Annotated in this window: 2 protein-coding genes and 2 pseudogenes; 3 read left to right on the top strand and 1 reads right to left on the bottom strand. The window is 68.4% G+C overall.

The genetic code is table 11. The annotated features are described in order from the left end of the window. From AC30N0_RS05400 to AC30N0_RS05390, 3 genes and pseudogenes are all read left to right on the top strand, one after another. Positions 1 to 201, top strand: a pseudogene (locus tag AC30N0_RS05400) (hypothetical protein); the annotation flags it as partial. Further along, a pseudogene (locus tag AC30N0_RS05395) lies at positions 198 to 1,202 on the top strand (cytochrome d ubiquinol oxidase subunit II). The pseudogenes AC30N0_RS05400 and AC30N0_RS05395, both read left to right, overlap by 4 nt. 15 nt (positions 1,203 to 1,217) lie before the next feature. Next, on the top strand, positions 1,218 to 1,988 hold the full coding sequence (locus tag AC30N0_RS05390; protein WP_489516904.1) for a class II aldolase/adducin family protein: 771 nt from the start codon (positions 1,218 to 1,220) through the stop codon (positions 1,986 to 1,988). Between the two features lie 13 nt (positions 1,989 to 2,001). On the opposite strand, the gene AC30N0_RS05385 is transcribed toward AC30N0_RS05390, so the two are convergent. After that, on the bottom strand, positions 2,002 to 2,537 hold a 536-nt coding region (locus AC30N0_RS05385; RefSeq protein ID WP_489516903.1), incomplete at its 5' end, for a DsbC family protein.

Below are 2,537 nucleotides of genomic sequence, written 5' to 3'. Positions count from 1 at the left end.
AACGTCGCCGCACCCCTGATCGCGACGACGCTCACCCTCTACGTGACGCTCTACCTGGCGCTGATCGTGGCCTACGTCGCCGTCCTCAAGCACCTGGCCGAGCAGCCGGAGGAGACGCTCGCCGACGAGGCGCGCCAGCGCGAGGCGGCGGCGCCGGGGATCGCCACGTCGCCGGCCACCGGAACGAGTGCCGCCCGATGACCGCCTTCACGTTCGAGCACGCGCTGCCGGTCGTCTTCATGGCGCTGATGGGCATCGCCATGCTGATCTACGTCGTCAGCGACGGCTACGACCTCGGAGTCGGCATGCTGATGCACCGGGCCACGGCGGAAGAAAAGGATGTGCTGGTGGCCTCGATCGGCCCGTTCTGGGACGCCAACGAGACCTGGCTGGTGCTCGGCATCGGCATCCTGCTCATCGCCTTTCCGAAGGCGCACGGCATCGTCCTCGGCGAGCTGTACCTGCCGGTGGCGTTCATGCTCATCGGCCTGACGCTGCGCGGCGTCGCCTTCGACTTCCGCGTCAAGGCGCGCGAAGGCCACAAGGCGACCTGGGACCGGCTCTTCTTCGCCGGCTCGGCCATCGCCGCGCTGGCGCAGGGCTGGATGCTCGGCCGCTACGTCAGCGGCTTCGGCAGCGGCTGGAACTACCCGCTGTTCGCCGCCGCCATCGCCATCGCCCTGCCGATGGCCTAAGTGCTGATGGGCGCGTGCTGGCTCATCCTCAAGACCGAAGGGCCGCTGCAGGAAAAGGCGATCGCCTGGGCCCGCCTGGCCTGGCTCCCGGTCGTCCTCGGCATGGTCCTCATCTCGATGGCCACGCCCTGGGTCAGCGAGACGGTGCGCAACCGCTGGTTCGCCCTGCCCGAGCTCATCGCCCTCAGCGCCATCCCGCTGACGACCGGCGTCGCCCTCTACACGGTGCGCGCCCTGCTCGGCACGCGCATCGTGCGCGGGCCGCTCTGCTGGCTGCCGTTCGCGCTGATGGTCGGCGTCTTCCTGCTCGGCTTCCTCGGCCTGGCCTACAGCATCTATCCGTACGTCGTCCTCGACCGGCTGACGATCTGGCAGGCGGCGAGCAGCCCGGACGCGCTCAAGTTCATACTCGTCGGCGTGGCGATCTCGGTGCCCGCGATCGCCGCCTACACGATCTACGCGTACTGGGTCTTCCGCGGCAAGACCGGCAAGCTCGAGTACGCCTGAGGAGAGGAGCACGTCATGATGAACAGCGCTGGCGCCTTCGCCCGGCCGGCCCGCTTCGCCGCCGGGGAGTGGGAAGCGCGCGTGCAGCTCGCCGCCGCCTACCGCATCTTCGACCACCTCGGCTGGACCGAGCTGATCTACAACCACATCTCGGTGCGCGTGCCCGGCGAGGGATCGACCTACCTCATCAACCCGTTCGGCCTGCACTACTCGGAAGTGACGGCGTCGAACCTGGTCAAGGTCGACCACCGGGGCAGCGTCGTCGGCCACTCCGACTGGCCGATCAACCCGGCCGGCATCACCTTCCACGGCGCCATCCACGAGACGCTGCCCGACGCGCACTGCGTGATGCACCTGCACACGACCGCCACTCAGGCCGTGTGCTGCCTGAAGGACGGCCTCGCCTTCACGAACTTCTACGCCGCGCAGCTCTACGGCAAGGTGGCGTACCACGACTTCGAAGGGATCACCGTGCACGCCGACGAGGGTGCCCGAATCCTGCGCAGCGCCGAGGGCCGGCCGGTGCTGCTGCTGCGCAACCACGGGCCGGTGACGATCGGCCACACGCTGCCGCAGGCCCTGTCGCTGATGTGGCTGGTCAACCGGGCCTGCGAGATCCAGCTGGCCACCCAGTCGATGGGCGAGGCGATCGCCATCCCGAAGGCGGTGCTCGATAAGTGCGTCGCCGACTCGCTCAACTTCAACCCGAAGTACGGCGCCGGCGAGGACTCTTTCGCCGCGCTGCAGCGCATCGTCGACCGCAAGGACCCCGGCTACCGCGCGTAGCCGCGGGGGCGGGTCAGGGCTTGGCGGCCCTGCTCGCGACGAGCTGCTTTTCGATCTGCTCGGCGCCGATCGCCCCGGGAACGTGCTTGCCGTCCTCGAAGACGATCCCCGGCGTGCCGTTGATGCGGTGCTTGCGGCCGAAGGCCACGTTGCGCTGCAGGACGGAGGTGTCGCACTGGGCGCTGTCGCTGGCCGGGGTGCCCTTCAGCATCCAGTCGCGCCAGGCCTTGGTGTTGTCCTTCGCGCACCAGATCGCCTTCGACTTCTCGGTCGAGTCGGCGCCCAGGATCGGGTAGAGGAAGGTGTAGACCGTCACGTCCTTCACCGCCTGCAGGTCGCGCTCGAATTTCTTGCAGTAGCCGCAGTTCGGGTCGGCGAAGACGACCATCTTGCGCGCGCCGGTGCCCTGCTTCCAGACCAGCGCATCCTTCAGCGGGATGTTCTTGAAGTCGATCGCGGTCAGCTTGGCGACGCGCGCGTCGGTCAGGTTGACGCGCGTCTTGGTGTCGATGAGCTGGCCCTCGATGAGATGGTTGCCCTGCTCGTCGG

Source organism: Rhizobacter sp. (assembly GCF_031412495.1).
In the GTDB taxonomy this organism is placed as follows: Bacteria; Pseudomonadota; Gammaproteobacteria; order Burkholderiales; family Burkholderiaceae_C; genus Schlegelella_A.
Note: the sequence above shows the minus strand (reverse complement) of the source record. Positions and strands in the feature narration are given on the sequence as shown.